Genomic DNA, 18,463 nt, shown 5'->3' with positions numbered 1-18,463 from the left:
CCCCGCGCCGCTGGCTCCGAGGTGCGACGGGGTACCGTAGGCGGGTGGCAATCGACGACATCCCGGCACCCGAGGCCGGCGCGACCTCGCGTCGGTCGCGCCGGGAGCATCGCGCGGTCGCCGACGGGACGCCCGCAGCGGATGCGCCGGTCGCCGCGGACACGGCCGCCGACGCCGCGCCAGACGAGGCGGTGCCGGAGCAGACAGCGCCGGACGTGACAGCGCCGGATGAGGCGGCGCAGGTCGCAGCCGCCGAAGAGCCCGCACCCGCACCCGCACCGACCGGACCGACGCCGCTCCTCCCGTCGACCGCCGCGCTCTCGTGGGTCGATGCGGATGCCGTCGCGGACGCACCGCCCGCAGGCCCGCCCGCCGCGGCACGGCCGCGTGGGGCCGCCATCCTGCCCCTTCCGCCGCGGCGGCGCGGATGGATCGGCCCCGTCGCCGCCCTCGGCGTGCTCGCCGTCGGCTACGTCGCCGCGTGCGCGCTGTGGCCGCTGTCGAGCGTCGAGCCGAGCGTGTCGGCCCTCGCGGTCGAGACGCCGATCGGCGAGGAGTTCCCCGTCGCGTGGCCCGAGGACGGCACGTCGGCTCTCGCGGCGCAGGGCGGGCCGGGCGGCGCCATCTCGTCGGACGACGAGTCGCTGCCGATGGCGAGCATCACGAAGGTCGTCACGGCGCTCATGATCATCGAGGACCAGGGGCTCGCGGTCGGCGACGACGGCGCGACCTTCGCGTTCACGCAGGCCGACAGCGACGAGTACTGGGCGTATCTGTACGCCGACGAGTCGGCCGTCGACGTCCCCGTCGACGGCACGCTCACGCTCTACCAGATGCTGCAGGGCGTCATGCTCGGCTCCGCGAACAACTACGTCGACCGCCTCGTCGAGGAGATCTGGGGAACGCAGGAGGCGTGGCTCGCCGACGCGACCACCTGGCTGGCCGACAACGGCCTCGACGGCATCACCGTGACCGACCCGAGCGGCATCGACCCGGGCAACCTCGCGTCGGCCCGCGCGCTCATCGCCCTCGCCGAGAGGGCGGAGCAGGACCCCGTGCTCGCCGAGATCATGGCGCAGGACTCCGTGACGCTGCCGGGGGCGGGGCTCGTCGAGAACTCGAACCCGCTCATCGGCGACGAGGGCATCATCGGGCTCAAGACCGGCTCGCTGTGGTCGACGGGCACGGAGTACTTCAATCTGCTCGCCGCGAAGGACGTCACGATCGGGCAGACCACCGTCACGCTGTACTCGGCCGTGCTCGGCCAGCCCGACGAGGACAGCCGCGAGATCGTCAGCCGCACCCTGCTCGACCAGCTCGAGGAGGGCATGCAGCAGGTGACCGCCGTCGAGGCGGGCGCTGCCGTCGCGCGCATCACGACGGAATGGGGCGCGCAGAGCACGGTCGTGACGTCCTCCGACGCCGACGTCATCTCCTGGCAGGGCGTGGCCCCCGCGACCGAGGCCGACTACGAGGTCGCGATCGGAGACGACGCGGGCGACGAGGTCGGGACGCTGCTCGTGACGGGCGGCATGGACTCCGCGAGCGTCCCGCTGCAGCTGTCGGAGGCCGTCCCCGCGCCGTCGTTCCTCTGGCGCCTCACCCACCCCCTCGCGCTGCTCGGCCTCGACTGAGGTCAGGCGCCGGCGAGACCCGGGACGGGATAGCGGCGCTCGTTCCCGAACCGGTGGGCCGTGATCGACACCGCCTGCTCCCGCACGAACGGCAGCAGCTCGACGCGGCCGGCCGACGTCACGGGGCCGTCGTACACGGCGACGGCGGGCGATCCGCCGGTGGCCGCGACGACCTCGCCGACCGAGCCGCCCACCAGCCGGATGCGCCCTCCCGTCGCGGCAAGCGCCGCGCACCGGGCGGTCCATGCGTCGGCGTCGTCGACGTGCACGGGAACACCTGCGTCGCGCAGCCATCCGCCGACGGACCCCGACAGGGTCGCCGCCGCGCTGACGACGACCGGAGCGCCCGCGCGGAGGCCCGCGGCGACGACGCGCACGAGCTCTGCCTCAGGCCGGCCGTCGAACCGCACCGTCACGGGGCACGGCGCGTACCGCAGCACGTTCTGCTCCAGGCGGAGGCCCTGCACGTCGCGCGCGATGCCGAACTCCTCGCCCATCGCCCGGATGTCGGTCGCGAGCGCCCGGGCGAGCCACGCGTCGCCGCCGACGACCGCGACGGCGCGGGCGGACGCCGCGTCGGAGGCCGCCGCTTCGGACACAGGAGCATCCGCCCAGGTGCCGAACCCGTAGAGGTAGCTCGGACCGCCCGCCTTCGTGCCGGCGCCGACCGCCGACCTCTTCCAGCCGCCGAACGGCTGCCGCTGCACGATGGCGCCCGTCGTGCCGCGGTTCACGTAGGCGTTGCCCACGTCGATGCGCTCGAGCCACCGCGCGATCTCGTCTTCGTCGAGCGCGTGGAGCCCGGACGTGAGCCCGTAGTCGACGGCGCGGACGATGTCGATCGCCTCGTCGAGCGTCGCGGCCGCCATGATGCCGAGCACAGGGCCGAAGTACTCCGTGAGGTGGAACTCGCTGCCCGGCTGCACGCCGTCGCGGATGCCGGGGCTCCACAGCGCGCCGTCGCGGTCGAGCATGCGCGGCTCGCGCACCCAGCGCTGGCCGGGCTCGAGGCGCGTGAGCGCGCGCTCCAGCCCGCCCTCGGCCGGAGCGATGAGCGGCCCGATGCGCGAGGCCGCATCCCACGGCATGCCCACCTCGTAGCCGTCGACGGCGTCGACCAGTTGGCGGCGGAAGCGCTCGCTGCGCGCCGCGGACCCCACGAGCACGACGAGCGAGGCGGCGGAGCACTTCTGCCCCGCGTGCCCGAAGGCCGAGGACGCGACGTCCTTCGCCGCCAGATCGAGGTCGGCCGACGGCGTGACGATGATCGCGTTCTTGCCGCTCGTCTCGGCGAGCAGCGGCAGGTCGGCACGGAACGAGCGGAAGAGCTCCGCCGTCTCGTAGGCACCCGTGAGGACGACCCGCTCGACGGCGGGGTGGGCGACGAGTCGGCGACCGACCTCGCCCTCCTCGGCGATCGCGAGCCGCAGCACGTCGCGCGGCACACCGGCCTCCCAGAGCGCCTCGGCGAGCACCGCCCCGCAGCGCTGAGCCTGCGGGGCGGGCTTCAGGACGACGGGAGAGCCGGCCGCGAGCGCGGCGAGCGACGAGCCGGCGGGGATGGCGACGGGGAAGTTCCACGGCGGGGTCACGACCGTCAGGCGCACGGGGGCGAACACGGCGCCGTCGACGTCGCGGAGCGCGAGGGCGCTCTCGGCGTAGTAGTGCGCGAAGTCGATCGCCTCCGACACCTCGGGGTCGCCCTGCTCGATCACCTTGCCGCACTCGGCTCCCATCACCTCGAGCAGGTCGGCTCGGCGCGCCTCGAGCACCTCGCCCGCACGGTGCAGGATGGCCGCGCGCGCCTCGGCGCCGAGCGCGCGCCATCCCTCGCCGGCGGAGGTCGTCTCGGCGACGAGCGCGTCGACCTGCGCGACGGAGCCGACGGCGTGCCGGGCGAGCGCGTCGAGCCCGAGCGTCGAGCGCTCCATGCGGTTCCGGATGGCCGCGGCCCATTCCCGGTTGCCGGAGATGCTCGGGTCGCTGTCGGGGGCGTTGCGGAAGCCGCGGCCGGGTGCGGCCGGCTGCGGCGCGCGGCGGTCCTGCACGCGGCGCGGGGCGGGTACCTCCGCCGGCATCGCCGCGGCCGAGGCGCGGAAGCGCGCCTCCTCCCGCGCGAACAGCTCGGCGCTGCCGTCCAGATCGAAGACCGCCGACATGAAGTTCTCGGAGCTCGCGCCCTCCTCGAGCCGGCGGACGAGGTACGCGATCGCGACGTCGAACTCGGCCGGATGGACGACGGGCGTGTAGAGCAGCAGTCCGCCCACGTCGCGGCGGACGACCTCGGCCTGCGCCGTGGCCATCCCGAGCAGCATCTCGAACTCGACGCCAGGCCCACCCGCCACGCCGCGGCGCTGTGCGAGCAGCCACGCGAGCGCGACGTCGAAGAGGTTGTGGCCGGCGACCCCGAGCCGCACGTTGCCGATGCGGTCGGCGTGCAGGGCGTAGTCGAGCACGGCCTTGTACGACGCATCCGACTCCTGCTTCGACGACCACGTCGCGAGGGGCCATCCGTGGGTCTCGGCGTCCACCTGCTCCATGGGGAGGTTCGCGCCCTTCACGACGCGCACCTTGACGGGGGCGCCGCCTTCCGCGACCCGCCGCGCCGCCCACTCCTGCAGGCGCATCATGGCGCCGAGGGCGTCCGGCAGGTAGGCCTGCAGCACGATGCCCGCCTCGAGGCCGCGGAACCTCGGCCGTTCCAGGATCCGGGTGAACACCGCGAGCGTGAGGTCGAGGTCCTTGTACTCCTCCATGTCGAGGTTGAGGAAGGTGCCCCTCTCCTGCGCGAGCGCGTACAGCGGCGCGAGCGCGGCGACGGCGTGCTCGACGGCCTCGTCGAACGCCCACGGGCTGTGCGGGGCCACGGTCGACGACACCTTGATGGAGACGTAGTCGACGTCGTCACGCTCGATGAGGCGGCGCGTCCCGGCCAGGCGCTTCGCCGCCTCCGCGCTGCCGAGCACGGCCTCGCCGAGCAGGTTGACGTTGAGGCGCACACCCTGGCGGCGGATGGCCGCGAGCGTCGCGCCGAGCCTCTCGTCGCGCGCGTCGACGACGAGGTGGCGGACCATCCGCCGCAGCACGGCGCGGCTCGCCGGCACGACGACGCCGGGGAGCACGGGCGCGGCGAGCCCTCCGAGGCGGATGAGCGCGCGCAGCGGAGCGGGCAGGAACCTCGGCACGATCGGCATGAGGCCGGTGAGGGCGCGCGCAGCGACGCGGGTGTCCTCCGGCCGGACCACGCCGTCAACGAACCCGACCGTGAACGCGAGACCGTCGGGGTCGCGCAGCACGCCGGCGAGGCTCCGCGCGCTCGCGTCGACCTTCTCGGAGCGGGCGGCGGCGAGCCAGGCGCGCACCTGCGCGACGGCGGCGTCGACGAGGGCCGGGTCGATGGGTGCGACGTCGTCGCGCGCGGGGGACGGGGAGGGGGTGGGCATGCGTTCAGTGTGGGGCGTCGATCCGCGCGAGAAAAGCGATGATTCCCGCCGCTGACTCGGCGATATCATCGATGAATGATCCCCTGGAGCGGCCGCAGCCTGCAGCTCCTGCACGAGCTGCGGCTGCGCGGCACGATCGCCGCCGTCGCATCCGCGCTGTCGTACAGCCCGTCGACCGTCTCGCACCGGCTGCAGCAGCTCGAACGCGAGGTCGGCGTGCCCCTCCTCGAGCCCGACGGCAGGGGCGTCCGGCTGACCGCCGCGGGCGAGACGGTCGCGCGGCACGCGGCCGCGCAGCTCGCGGCGCAGGAGCGGGTGGAGGGGTCCCTCGCACAGCTCGGCGCGGAGCTCACGCCGCTGCGCATCGCGGCGCTGCAGTCGGCGACGCGCACGATCGTCCCCACGATGCTGTCGGCACTCGCCGCCGAGCTGCCGGCCCTGCGTGTCGAGGTCGCCGTCATCCCGCCGGAGCAGGGCCTGGCGGAGGTCGAGGCGGGCGGCCTCGACCTCGTGATGGCGGAGCAGTACCCCGGTCGCACGCGCCCGCGCCCGCCCGCTCTGGACCGGGAGCTGCTCGGCCGCGACCCCATCCGCCTCGCCGTCGCCCCCGGCTCCCCCGCCTCGTCGCTCGCCGACGTGCGCGACGCCCCGTGGGTCATGGAGCCCGTCGGCACGGCGGCTCGCGACTGGGCCGTGCAGCAGTGCCGCGCGGCCGGGTTCGAGCCGGACATCCGCCACGAGGCCACCGACCTCTCCGCGCACCTGCGGCTCATCGCCGCCGGGCATGCGGTCGGGCTGGTCCCGGGGCTCGCCGTCGCCGCAGACGAGGCGGCGCCCCGCCTCGTCGACCTGCCCGGCGCGCCGCATCGAGAGATCTTCACCTCGGCGCGCGCATCGGCGGCGGGGCTGCCGGGGGTGCGCGCGGCACGGCGCGTGCTCGCGGAGGCCTTCGGCGCCCTGCGCGGCACCTGAGCGGGCCCTCGCGCGGCACACCGCGTCGGCGTGCGGCGGATGGCCGTGCGATGTGGTGGGGTGGACGGGTGGATACGCAGCAGTGGCTCTGGATCGCGGCGGCGGCATGCGCCGTCCTGCTCGTGCTCGTCGTCGTGCTGATCGTCGGGATGGCCAGAGGGCGCTCCGGCGCGCGCCGTCGGATCGCGGAGCTCGAGGTCGCGAGCGCGACGCGCGTGGCCGAGCGCGACCGCAGCCACGAGGAGGAGGTGTCCTCGCTCGCCGACGCGCACCGCGTGCAGGTCGCCGAGATCTCCGAGGAGCGCGACCGCGAGATCGCGCGCATGCAGGGCGCCATGGCGGATGCGCGCGCCTCCGCACGCGCGAGCCGCGAGGAGATCGCGAAGGGCCTGCGCTATGAGGCGATCTCGCGCCGCCTCATCCTGCAGGCGTGCGCGCGGCTCGGCCTGGAGGGCGAGCTGCTCACGAACATCGTCTTCGAGCCCGCCGACGCGCAGGACACGCGGCGGTTCGTCGCGCAGGTCGACCACGTGCTGCTGACCGACGCGGGGCGCGTCGTCATCGAGCACAAGCGCTGGCAGGGCGTGGTGTTCGACGGCGTGCTGCCCTCCACGGTGCACCCCGCGCTGGGGCACCTCGTCGACGAGGAGGCGCTCGTCGACGAGCGCGGACAGACACGCAGCTTCGCCGTGCAGCTCGTGCGCGACCCCGCCACGCCGCAGCTCGTCACGGTGCGCACGAAGCTCGGGGCCGCGTCTCCCAGCCAGCAGGCCCGCGAGCAGGCCAGGCGCCTGTCGGCGTTCGTCGCGCAGGAGACGGGCCGTTCGCTGTGGTTCGACACGGTCGTGTTCTACTCGCACCCCGACGCCGACCCGCACGTGCGGGCGATCGACGGCGCGCACGGCGGCGCCCGCACGCGCGTCGCGGCGAGCGAGGGCGAGCTCGACGACGCTCTGCGCGCGCTGACCGAGCGACCGGGCGGTGCGGACGTGCGCGCCGAGAATGACGCCGTCCGCGAGGCGCTCCTCGCGCTGGGCGCGGACGCCGCCCGCTTCGGGGGCTGATCAGCCGGGGACGTGCGCGCGCGTCCAGGCGTCGATCGCCGCGCGCTCGGTCTGCATGAAGGCGTTCACGACGTCGGCGTCCGCGAGGTCGTGGGCGATCGGGCGGCCGTCGACGGCCGTCACGGACTGCACGAACGAGGCGCCCATCATCCACACCCGGTCGGCCGACAGCAGTCTCTCGACGGCGATGTCCTCGTAGCCGATCTCGAGCCCGGAGAGGGCCGCCCAGGCGAACAGCTCGATCTGCGTCGTGCCGTGCAGGATGCCGATGCGGGGATGCGGCGTGACGACGCGGTCGCCCTCGCGGAGGGCCACGGACGCCTGCGGGCCCTCGAGCACGTAGCCGTCGCGGGTGACGAACACCGCGTTCTGCGCGCCCCTGCGCTCGAACTCGCGCCGCGCGGCCATGTTCGCCGCGTACGAGAGCGTCTTCGCACCGAGGAGCAGCCACGGGGCGCGCTGCGCGGAGTCGCGCAGCAGCTCGCGCTCGAGCGTCGCGATCGCGATCTCCGGCGACTTGCGGCCGAACGCGGGGTCGACGATCGCGAAGACCGTCGGCTCGGTGGGCACCGACACGGCCGACAGGGTCGCGTCGGCGCCGCGCGTGATGACGAGCTTCAGGTGCGCGTGGGCCGTCGGCCCCATGAGGCGGATGGCCGCGTGCACGAACGCCTCCACGGCCGGCAGGTTCGGCGCGGGCAGGTCGAGGGCGGCGGCGGACTGCGCGAGCCGCCGCACGTGCAGGTGCCAGGCGAGCGGCACGTCGTCGACGATCGTCGTCGCCTCGAAGACCCCGTCGCCGCGCAGCAGCCCGAGGTCGAAGACGGGGACGGTGGCGGAGGCGGGCTCGACGGAGCGGATGTCGGGCTCGCCCCGGAACCCGGGGTCGAGCAGCTGGTCGGCGCGGCCGAAGAACACCCCGAAGTCGGTCATGCAGTGAGGCTAGCGCGGCGCCGGCCAGACGCCGCTCGTGCCGCGGCGGTGGCTGCCGACGAGGTGCGTGTCGACGATTCCGACGGCCTCCATGAGCGCGAACATCGTCGTCGGCCCGACGAAGCGGAAGCCGCGCTTCTTGAGCGCGGTCGACAGCGCGACCGACTGCTCGGAGGTCGTGGGGATGTCGGCGAATGCGCGGGGCTCCGGCGTCTGCAGCGGCCGGTGCGCCCAGACGAGGTCGACGAGACCGCCCTCCTCGCGGAGGGCGACCGTGGCGCGCGCGTTGCCGATCGTGGCGAGGATCTTCGCCCGGTTGCGCACGATCGCGGCATCGGCCAGCAGCCGCTCGACATCGGCCTCGTCGAACCCGGCGACGACGTCGGGATCGAACCCCGCGAAGGCGGCGCGGAACCCCGGCCGCTTCCGCAGGATGATCGCCCACGAGAGCCCCGACTGGAAGGCCTCCAGGCTCAGCCGCTCGAACAGGCCCCTCTCATCGCGGACGGGCATCCCCCACTCCGCGTCGTAGTACGCCCGCAGCAGCTCGTCGCCCGCCGCCCAGCGCGGACGGGCGAGCCCGTCCGCGCCGACGACGAGATCGCTCACGCGCCCTCCTCGACCGGCTCGCCGGACGGCTGCTCGTCGTCGAGGTCGACCACGGCGTGCTCGAACTGCGAGCGGTAGAGCCGCCAGTAGGCGCCTTCGCGGCGGATGAGCTCGTCGTGCGTGCCCTGCTCGACGATGTCGCCGTGCTCCATCACGAGGATGAGGTCGGCGTCGCGGATGGTCGACAGGCGGTGCGCGATGACGAACGACGTGCGCCCCTCGCGGAGAGCAGCCATGGCGTGCTGCAGCAGCAGCTCCGTGCGGGTGTCGACCGAGCTCGTGGCCTCGTCGAGGATGAGCACGCTCGGCCGCCGAACGAACGCGCGCGCGATCGTGATGAGCTGGCGCTCCCCCGCCGAGACGTTCGCGGCGTCCTCGTCGAGCACGGTGTCGTAGCCGTCGGGGAGGGAGTGCACGAAGCGGTCGACATAGGTGGCCTTGGCCGCCGCGACGATCTCGTCGTCGGTCGCCGCTTCCCGGCCGTACCGGATGTTGTCGCGGATCGTGCCGGCGAACAGCCACGGATCCTGCAGCACCATGCCGGTGCGCGATCGGACGTCGGCGCGGGTGAGGTCGGCGATGTCCTGCCCGTCGAGCAGGATGGCGCCGCCGTCGAGCTCGTAGAACCGCATCACGAGGTTGACGAGGGTCGTCTTCCCGGCGCCCGTGGGGCCCACGATGGCGACCGTCTGCCCCGGTTCGACGCGGAACGACAGGTCGCGGATGAGCGGCTTGTCCGGAGTGTACGAGAACGCGACGTTCCGGAACTCGATGACGCCGCGGCCGTCCGGCACGGCGGGCGCGTCGTCGTCGTCGGGCTCCTGCTCGTCCTGGTCGAGCAGGTCGAAGACGCGCTCGGCCGATGCCGTTCCCGACTGGACGACCGGCAGCATGCCGCCGAGCTCCGTCAGCGGCTGGGTGAACTGCTGCGAGTACTGCACGAACGCCTGCACGTCGCCGATGCGGAGCTGTCCGCTCGCGACCATGACGCCGCCCAGCACGGCGATGCCGACGTAGGTCAGCGAGCCGATGAACTGCATGCTCGGCATCATGATCCCGGAGAGGAACTGCGCCTTGAAGGCCGCCTGGTAGAGCTCCTCGTTCTCCTCCTGGAACGCCTCGCTCATGGCCTTCTCGCGACCGAAGACCTTCACGAGCGCGTGGCCGGAGAACGACTCCTCGACGCGGGCGTTGAGGCGGCCGACCTTGCGCCACTGCGTCTGGAACGCCTTCTGCGACTGCGGGCCGATGCCGAGCATGACGAACGCGATGAGCGGCAGCGCTACGAGGGCGACGAGCGCGAGCTGCCACGAGATCGAGAACATCATGATGAGCACGCCGACCACCGTGAGGAGCGAGGTGAGCGCCCCCGACAGCGACTGCTGCAGCGTCTGCGTCATGTTGTCGATGTCGTTCGTCACGCGCGAGATGAGCTCGCCGCGCTGCACCTTGTCGAAGTACGCCAGCGGCAGCCGGTTGATCTTCTGCTCCACCTGCTCGCGCAGGCGGAACATGGTGCGGACCATGATGACGTTGATGACGTAGCCCTGGATCCACTGCAGGACAGATGAGGCGACGTAGATCGCGAGCGCCCAGGCGATGACGACGCGGAGCGCGTCGAAGTCGACGCCCGCCCCGATCTCGAACCGCGACATCGCGCCCACGACGTTCGCGAGGTCGGTCTGTCCGGCGGCCTGCAGCGCCGCGACGACCTCGTCCTGCGACGTGCCGGACGGGAACTGCCCCGCCAGGGTCAGCGACAGCACCCCCTCGAAGACGATGTTCGTCGCCTCGCCGAGCACCTTGGGGGCGATGACGGCGAGGACGACCCCGATCGCCCCCAGCAGCGACACGAGGCCGAACACCCAGGCGTGCGGGCGCAGCAGCCCGATGAACCGGCCGAAGCTCTTCCCGAAGTCGGCCGCCTTGCCGGGCGCGACCGAGTCCCAGTCGCCGGAGGACTGCCGCGCCTGCTCTGCCAGCTCGAGCTCGCGCTGCTCGTCGAGCTCGGCCTGCGTCTGCTTCTCGCTCATGCCTCGACTCCCAGCTGCGACTGCACGATCTCGCGGTAGGTGGTGCTGGAGGCGAGCAGCTCGTCGTGCGTGCCCGCGCCGACCATCCGGCCGTCGTCGAGCACGACGATGCGGTCGGCGTCGGTGATCGTCGAGACGCGCTGCGCGACGACGATCTTCGTGACGTGGGGGAGCTCGCGCCAGAGCGCCTGCCGGAGGCGCGCGTCGGTCGTGAGGTCGAGCGCCGAGAACGAGTCGTCGAACACGAGGATGTCGGGCTCGTGCACGATGGCGCGCGCGATCGAGAGACGCTGGCGCTGGCCGCCCGAGACGTTCGTGCCGCCCTGCGCGATGCGCGCGTCGAGACCGCCGGACATCTCGGCGACGAAGTCCTTCGCCTGCGCGATCTCGAGCGCCTTCCAGAGCTCCTCGTCGGTGGCGTCCTCGCGGCCGAACCGGAGGTTGCTCGCGACGGTGCCGTTGAAGAGGAACGGACGCTGCGGGACGAGGCCGATGCCGCTCCACAGCCGGTCGAGGTCGGCCGCGCGCACGTCGACGCCCTGCACCTGCACCTCGCCCGCCGTCGCGTCGAACAGGCGCGGGATGAGCGAGACGAGCGTCGTCTTGCCGGCTCCCGTCGAGCCGATGACCGCGACCGTCTCTCCGGGTTCGGCGTGGAAGCTGATGCCCTCGAGCACGGGCGACTGCGCGCCCGGGTAGGTGAAGGCGACGTTGTGGAACCGCACGGCCCCGCGACGCGGGAACTCCGTCACCGGCTTGTCGGGGCGGTGGAGGGCCGTCTCGCTGTCGAGGACCTCGCCGACGCGGTCGGCGGAGACGGCGGCGCGCGGGATCATGATCGTCATGAAGCTCGCCATCATGACGCCGCCGAGGATCTGGCCGACGTACTGCATGAAGGCGAAGAGCGTGCCGATCTGGGTCTCGCCGTCGTTCACCTGGATGCCGCCGAACCAGACCACGGCGACGATCGTGACGTTGAGCACGAGCATGACGAGCGGGAAGAGCAGGACGAAGAGCGACCCGACCTTGCGTCCGACGACCATGATGTCGGCATTGGCGGCGCGGAAGCGCTCCTCCTCGATCGCCTCGCGCACGAAGGCCCGCACGACTCGCACGCCCGTGAGCTGCTCGCGCATGACGCGGTTCACGCCGTCGAGCTTCTTCTGATAGGCGCGGAAGAGCGGGACCATCCGCCCGATGATGAGCGCTGCGACGATGAGCAGGGTCGGGATGGAGACGGCGAGGATCCAGCTCAGGCCGACGTCCTGGCGGAGGGCCATGATGATGCCGCCGATCGCGAGCATGGGCGCCTGCACGAGCATCGTGGCGCTCATCATCGACACCATCTGGATCTGCTGCACGTCGTTCGTGTTGCGCGTGATGAGCGACCCGGCTCCGAACTGCGACACCTCGCGCTCGGAGAAGCCGCTCACCTTCGCGAAGACGTCGCGGCGGATGTCGCGCCCCGCGCTCATGGCGGCGCGCGCCGCGCAGAACGTCGCGACGATGGAGGAGAGGATCTGGCCGAGCGACACGGCGAGCATGAACAGGCCCGTGCGCACGATGTAGCCGGTGTCGCCGGCGGCGACGCCCTCGTCGATGATGTCGGCGTTGAGCGTGGGGAGGTACAGCGCCGCGAGCGCGGAGCCGAGCTGGAAGACGAGGACGCCGACCAGGAGCCATCGGTATCGCCCGAGGTAGCGGATGAGCAGCTTGAGAAGCACCAGGAAAGGATGCCACCGACCGCCGACAATCTCATCCCCCCGCGGAGGGAGATCCGCCGAGGGGAGCGGGATGCGGCGTCAGAGCGCGATGGGGATGCGCGTCGTGAGGAGGCCGGCGTCGGCGAGGAAGCGCTCGAGCGCGATCGTCGCGACGCCCGTCGCGACCGAGCTGGTCCCCACGTCGGACACGACGATCTCGAGCCCCTGGGCCGATCCGCCGGGAGACTGCGAGAGCAGCCGCTCTCGCGTCGCAGGCAGCAGGTGCTCGCCGAGCCGCCACACGGTCCACCCCGTCAGGGTGACGATCTCGGGGTTCACGACCGCCACGAGGTCGGCGAGCGCCGAGCCGAGGTAGTACGCCGTGCGGTCGATCGCCTCGGAGACGGCCGCGTCGCCCTCGTCCGCCTTCTCGGCCATCCCGATGATGAAGTCGCGCTGCAGGTCGAGCGCGAGGAGCGCGTGCTCGGGGGCGATCTCGCGCAGCGTCTGCTGGATGCCGGGGACGCCCACGTACGCCTCCACGCAGCCGTCGCGCCCGCACCGGCAGCGGCGCCCGTCGAGCACGAGCAGCGAGTGCCCCCACTCCCCCGCCGAGTTCGTCGCTCCGCGCAGGATGCTGCCCTCGAGCACGATCCCCGCTCCGACGCCCGTCCCGAGGTTCACGGTCACGAGGCTCGTGTGCGAGCGGCCGCGGCCGAGCCACAGCTCCGCCGTCGCGATGACCTTGAGCGGGTTGTCGACGACGAGCGGCAGCCCGACGCGCTCGCGCAGCCGGTCCAGCTCGACCGTGTGCCAGGACCAGTTCGGCACGACGACCGAGACGCCCGTATCGCCCTGCACGAGACCGGGGAGCGCGACGCCGACGCCGAGGACGGCGCCGCGCGAGACGCGCTCCTGGGCGAGCAGCCGGTCGATGGCCCGCCCGATGGCGTCGACGACCGAGTCGGGGTCGAGGTCGTGCTCGTCGCGCGCGAGCTCGACGGCGGCGAGCTGGGCGAGAGCGGTGTCGAACAGCACGGCGCGCACATAGGTCTCCGCCACGTCCACGCCGACGACACGGCCGCGCTCGGCGCTCATGGCGATCGTCGCCGTGGGGCGGCCGATGCGCCCCGCCGTCGTCTTCGTCTCGACGAGGATGCCCTCGACGATGAGCTCGCCGACGACGGTCGCGACGGTCGCGGCGCTCAGCCCCGTCGAGGCGGCGACCGCGCCGCGCGTCGTCTCGCCGGCCGACAGCACGGCGTGGAGCACGTCGAGCCGGGACTCGCTGCGGATGTCGCGCGAGGTGCGTCTGGCCACCACCATGCTCACTCCCGACCCCGCTGCGGACCCGACCAGTATGTCACCCGGTCGCCTCGGCGCGACCGGGAGCCAGGGCGCCCCCCGGCGGCCGTCACCACGCCACCTCGACGTCGTCGAGGCCGGGGGCCGAGAGCACCACCCGCCCCGGCCCGTCCGCGCGCACGAACACGGCGAGGCGGCCGTCGAGCGTCCGGCGGGAGACCGCGCTGTACGGCGTCGGGTCGGCGAGGTCGCCGTTCTCGAGCCCGACGAGCCGGCCGCCGTCGACGCGCGCCGCGACCATCCGCTCGCCGCGCGCGGGACCCCCGGAGGCGTCGCGCAGCGTCACCTCGATCTGGTGGACGCCGTCGAGGCCGACGCCCGCCGCACGGCACGCCGCCGCGACCTCGTCGGGCGCGCGCCACACCGCGGCATCGAGGCGCACGGCGTCGCCGCGCGCCCGCAGCTCGTCGCGGGCGACGACGGCGCCGTCCGCGAGCGTCTCGAGGACGATCGGCTCGCCTGGCTCGACGACCGCCGTCCAGTACCCCTCCTCGTCGTCGCGTCGCAGCGGCACGTCCGCGCCGCCGCGCGTGAGCCGCGGCTCCCCGTTCGAGAAGCACAGCACCTCGTGCGGCCCCTCGCCCTCCCACGCGCGCGAGACGGGATGCGTCCAGAACGTCGTCTGCTCGCCCGGCGCGTGCGGCCTCGTGGCGAGCGCCGCCACCGGCTCGTCGGACCACCAGCTGCGTCGCAGCGCCGCCGTGGGCTTCTCGAAGCCCGCGAGGGTGAGGAGCCCCGCCCCCGAGCCGTGCACGGGCCATCCGCGCGCCTCGCCGAGGTAGTCGATCCCCGTCCAGAGGAACTGCCCGGCGACGAAGGCGTCGTCGACGACGGCCCGCCACTGGCGGTATCCGTGGCCGTTCTCGCTGCCGAGCAGGGGGAGCCGCGGGAAGCGCTCGTGGTCGTCGCGGTAGAGATGCTCCTTGTAGTTGTAGCCCGCCACGTCGATCGCGTCGAGGAGCCCCGTGCGGCTGGAGAGCTCGGGGAACGCCGCCGCCAGGGTGACGGGGCGCGTCGGGTCCTCGTCGCGCGCGATGCCGGCGAGCCGGCGGGCGATGGTCGAGAGCCGTCGGATGTCGGGGCGGGTGGGGTCGTAGACCCGCTCGGCGACGGGCTTCGACGCGTCGTTGTTGCCCGTCATCTCATCGAACAGCGGGCTCGCATACGGGTCGTTCGGGTAGTCGATCTCGTTGCCGATGCTCCACGCGATGACGGACGGATGGCGGCGATGCGCCGCGATCATGGCGCGCAGGTCGTCCTCGTGGGTCTGCGGGAAGTGCTCCGCCGCGCCCTCGTGCCGCGGCGGGTAGACATTGTGCCCCTGCCACCACTTGTTCTTCGGGTTCTCCCACTCGTCGAACGCCTCGTCGACGACGAGCATCCCCAGCGCGTCGCACAGGGAGTACAGCTCCTGCGCGTGCGGGTTGTGGGCCATCCGCACGGCGTTCGCCCCGAGGCGCCGCAGGGCGAGGAGGCGCCGCAGCCAGACCGCGGCGGGCACGGCGGTCCCGAACGGGCCGGCATCCTCGTGCAGGCACACGCCGCGGAGGGTCGTCGGCACGCCGCCGAGCGAGAACCCGGTATCGGCGTCGAAGCGGAGGGTGCGGATGCCGACGACCTCCTCGTACCGTGCCGGCTCGCCGTCCGCCGGCGTCAGCGTGGTCTCGAGAGAGTGCAGGCTCGGGGCGCTCTCCGACCACAGCGCGGGATCCGGCACGTCCGCCTCGAGCACGACCTCGGTCGGCGTTCCGGGGCGGATGGCCGTGGTCGCCTCTCCGAGGTCGACGACGCGGCCGTCGCGGAGCGACCTCAGCGTCGAGCGGACGACGACGTCGGCCTCGACGTCGCCCTCGACCGCGTGCGCGACCCGCACGCGCGCCATCCGGTCGTCGGCGGCGAGCGTCGCGAACGCGGTGCCGCGATGGCGCAGGCGCACGGCGCGGTGCAGCTGCAGCTCCACCGCGCGTGTGAGGCCGGAGCCGTTGTACCAGCGCGAGTCGGAGATGTCGGAGTGGTCGACGCGCACGGCCACGACGAGGTCGGGCACGGCGGCGTAGGCCGCGATCTCGGTGAGGTCGAACGAGAACTCGGCGTGACCCGACGCGCGCCCGCCGAGGTGGTACCCGTTCACCCACACACGCGCGTTCTTGTAGACCCCGTGGAACACGAGACGCAGGTGCGCGGCGTCCGGGAGCGGTATGCGGGCGCGGTACCAGCCGACCCCGCCGGGGAGGTAGCCGGTGCCGCTCGAGTGCGCCTCGGCGAACGGCTGCTCGATGCTCCAGTCGTGCGGCACCTCGACCCGGCGCCAGGCGGCGTCGTCGAACCCCGTCTTCCACGCGTCTGGCTCGTCGCCGTGATGGAAGGCCCAGGTGACGAGGTCGATCGCGCGCACCGGTCAGCCCTCGCTCGCGTAGCGGCCGAAGACGCGCGCGAGCACCCCGCCGTTCACGACGGCGACGCCGCCGAATCCGACGAGGAGCCACAGCATGCCGTAGCCCGTGGCCTGCGGGGCGAGCACCGTGACCGCGACGGCGAGCGCGATGACGACGAGCATCGTGAGGGTGGCGAGCGGGTGCCGCATCGAGATGAGTCGCGAGAGGCGCAGCACGTCGCGCGTCGACCCCTCGAAGCGCGCCAGGTAGGGGAAGACGTAGAGCGCCCACGACGCGAACGCGAAGGCGACGACGTACCAGAGCGCGAACAGGGCGAGCTCGAGGAGCGCTGGCGCGCCGAACGCCGGGATGACGGCGTACCACGCGGCGAGCGCCGCGACGACGAGCGCGTGCAGGAGGAGCACGACGGTGCCCTGCCGGAGGTTCTGCCGGAACGACCGCAGGTAGTCGCCGGATGTCGACTCGCTCTCGCCCGCCGCGAGGCGCATGGCCGTGAAGTGGAGCGCCGTGAGCGAGGCGCCCAGGGTGACGACGGGGAGCGAGGTCGCGACGAACAGCAGGTTGAGGATCATGACGTCGGCGATGCGGGTGAGTCCGCGCATGAGCGCGGAGTCGGCGGCGAAGATGCTGTTCACCGCTCCTCCTTCTCTGGGTGGGGCTCCCGGCGGTCCGCGCGCGGACCGCCGGGAGCGATGCGGCTACTGCTGGGACCAGGCGTCGAGGTCGGCCTGGATCGACGCGAGCGCGTCTTCGTACCCGGCGTCGAGCAGCTTCTGCCGCATCTCGTCGATGGCGGCCTCCGGGTCGTCGAACTTGCCGTACTGCAGCTGCGGGATGTACTCCGACAGCACGGCGCCCATGGCGGCGAGGGTCGGGTCGATGGCGTCCTTGTTCACGCGCAGGGTGGAGTACGGGTAGTCCTCGGCGACGGCGTCGAGGGCGTCGTAGATCTCCTGCTTGTTCTCCGCGTCGGTCACCTTCGGAAGCTCGTACTCGTCCATCCGGCCGGCCCAGAAGTTCGAGCCGAGCGAGTCGGTGGACGAGTCGTAGCCCTCCGGGTAGTCGAGCTCGCCCTCGTCCGTGACGATGTAGTCGGTGCCCTCGATGCCGTAGTTGAGGAGGCGGTAGTCCTCCTCGTCGTTGCGGATGAGGTCGTAGACCTCGAGCGCCTTCTCGGGGTTCGACGACGTCGCGCTCACGGCCATGGCGCCGTGGGTGAGGATGTCGCGGTAGATGTTGCCGTTCTCCTGGCCCCAGTAGAAGAACCTGGGGTCGGAGCCGGGCTGCTTCGCCTCCATGTTGTCGACGATCTGGCCGATGAACGTCTGCGTGTGGTGCTGGTCTGTGCCCGACAGACCGGCGTAGAACTCCTCGCGGGTGTCGCCGTCGTAGTTCGTGGCGTCCTCGCGCCAGACGCCCAGCTCGTTCCACTCCTGGGCGAGCTCGGCGGCCTCGAGCAGCTCGTCGCCCTCCATGTACCAGGAGGTGACGGTCTCGGGGTCGGACGCCGACGTCTGGAACGGCATGTAATTGCCGGCGCTGAGTCCCTGCAGCGTGACGAAGTCGGTGTGTCCCTGCAGGTAGCCCGTCAGCGCCGCCTCGCCGTTGCTCGCGCCCGCGACATCCCACGGGTAGGCCTCCGGCTTGTTCTCCTTGATCCACGCGAAGTAGGTCGTGAAGTCCTCGAACGACGTGATCTCGCCGTTCGCGAAGCCGGCCTCCGTCGCCCAGTCGCCGCGGTAGAAGAACCCGTGGTTCGTCCACTGCGTGAAGTTGTCCTCGGGGATGAAGTAGATCTGCCCGTCGTCGAGCTTCGTCAGATCCCAGTGCCCGTCTGCATCGACCTGCGCCCAGGTCTCGGGCGCGTACTCCTGCAGCATCTCCTCGGACAGCGGCAGGAACGCCCCCTTCTCGGCGTTCTCCCATGCGAACAGCCAGTCGGTCGCCGTCGTGATGAGGTCGACGTTGGTGTCGCCGGAGAGCAGCTGCACGTTGTACTGGGTCTGCCAGTCGGCCCACTCGACGTAGTAGAGGTCGAGGGTCGCGTTGGCCTGCTCGACGAGGCGCTCGTTGAGCTTCTCAAGCATCGCCTCGAGCCGTCCGTTGGTGGGCTTGTCGCCCAGCACGAGCATCGTGATCTCGGTCGGCTCGCCGCCGTCGCCGGCGTCGCCCGACCCGGAGGCGGTGCAGCCCGCCAGCATCCCGACGGCGGTTCCGACGGCGAGCAGTCCTGCTCCCGCCCTGATCGTGGTCCTGCGCATGTGAGACTCCTTCGGCTCATTCCTGGGTGGGGGTTTCGGGGGTGCGGCGG

General features: G+C 72.7%; 12 protein-coding genes. 3 read left to right on the top strand and 9 right to left on the bottom strand.

Translation table 11 applies throughout. The features are described from left to right. Positions 1-44: 44 nt before the first annotated feature. A complete protein-coding gene (locus tag ABD998_RS15825; RefSeq protein WP_345441314.1) occupies positions 45-1,634 on the top strand; it encodes a D-alanyl-D-alanine carboxypeptidase family protein in 1,590 nt (529 codons plus the stop codon). A 2-nt stretch (positions 1,635-1,636) separates the two neighbouring features. Here the strand turns inward: ABD998_RS15825 and ABD998_RS15820 are convergent, their stop codons facing one another. Further along, complete coding sequence (locus ABD998_RS15820) at positions 1,637-5,077, bottom strand: bifunctional proline dehydrogenase/L-glutamate gamma-semialdehyde dehydrogenase (RefSeq protein ID WP_345441311.1); 3,441 nt, start codon at positions 5,075-5,077, stop codon at positions 1,637-1,639. Between the two features lie 75 nt (positions 5,078-5,152). Here ABD998_RS15820 and ABD998_RS15815 point away from each other — a divergent pair, with 75 nt between their 5' ends. After that, positions 5,153-6,049, top strand: a complete 897-nt coding sequence (locus tag ABD998_RS15815) for a LysR family transcriptional regulator (RefSeq protein ID WP_345441308.1) — start codon at positions 5,153-5,155, stop codon at positions 6,047-6,049. Between the two features lie 68 nt (positions 6,050-6,117). Then, complete coding sequence (locus ABD998_RS15810) at positions 6,118-7,113, top strand: nuclease-related domain-containing protein (protein WP_345441305.1); 996 nt, start codon at positions 6,118-6,120, stop codon at positions 7,111-7,113. Here ABD998_RS15810 and ABD998_RS15805 read toward each other — a convergent pair whose 3' ends face one another. From ABD998_RS15805 to ABD998_RS15770, 8 genes are all read right to left on the bottom strand, one after another. After that, on the bottom strand, positions 7,114-8,046 hold the full coding sequence (locus tag ABD998_RS15805) for an aminotransferase class IV (protein WP_345441302.1): 933 nt from the start codon (positions 8,044-8,046) through the stop codon (positions 7,114-7,116). Between the two features lie 9 nt (positions 8,047-8,055). Next, positions 8,056-8,655: a DNA-3-methyladenine glycosylase I gene (locus ABD998_RS15800; RefSeq protein WP_345441299.1), complete on the bottom strand. Its 600-nt coding sequence runs from the start codon at positions 8,653-8,655 to the stop codon at positions 8,056-8,058. Next, on the bottom strand, positions 8,652-10,688 hold the full coding sequence (locus ABD998_RS15795; RefSeq protein WP_345441296.1) for an ABC transporter ATP-binding protein: 2,037 nt from the start codon (positions 10,686-10,688) through the stop codon (positions 8,652-8,654). Before ABD998_RS15795 ends, ABD998_RS15800 begins: the two co-directional genes overlap by 4 nt. Further along, positions 10,685-12,412, bottom strand: coding sequence for an ABC transporter ATP-binding protein (locus ABD998_RS15790; protein WP_345441294.1), 1,728 nt, complete (start codon positions 12,410-12,412; stop codon positions 10,685-10,687). Before ABD998_RS15790 ends, ABD998_RS15795 begins: the two co-directional genes overlap by 4 nt. 78 nt (positions 12,413-12,490) lie before the next feature. Continuing rightward, the gene (locus ABD998_RS15785; RefSeq protein WP_345441290.1) at positions 12,491-13,717 is read right to left on the bottom strand and encodes an ROK family protein; all 1,227 of its coding nucleotides are present in this window, start codon (positions 13,715-13,717) and stop codon (positions 12,491-12,493) included. Positions 13,718-13,805: 88 nt separating this feature from the next. After that, a complete protein-coding gene (locus ABD998_RS15780; RefSeq protein WP_345441287.1) occupies positions 13,806-16,151 on the bottom strand; it encodes a glycoside hydrolase family 2 TIM barrel-domain containing protein in 2,346 nt (781 codons plus the stop codon). 3 nt (positions 16,152-16,154) lie between these two features. After that, on the bottom strand, positions 16,155-16,787 hold the full coding sequence (locus ABD998_RS15775; protein WP_345441285.1) for a YesL family protein: 633 nt from the start codon (positions 16,785-16,787) through the stop codon (positions 16,155-16,157). 63 nt (positions 16,788-16,850) lie between these two features. Next, on the bottom strand, positions 16,851-18,413 hold the full coding sequence (locus tag ABD998_RS15770) for an extracellular solute-binding protein (RefSeq protein ID WP_345441282.1): 1,563 nt from the start codon (positions 18,411-18,413) through the stop codon (positions 16,851-16,853). Positions 18,414-18,463 lie beyond the last annotated feature (50 nt).

The organism is Microbacterium gilvum (assembly GCF_039543865.1).
GTDB lineage: Bacteria > Actinomycetota > Actinomycetes > Actinomycetales > Microbacteriaceae > Microbacterium > Microbacterium gilvum.
The sequence above is the reverse complement of the archived record's forward strand: the minus strand, read 5'-3'. Positions and strand labels throughout refer to the sequence as shown.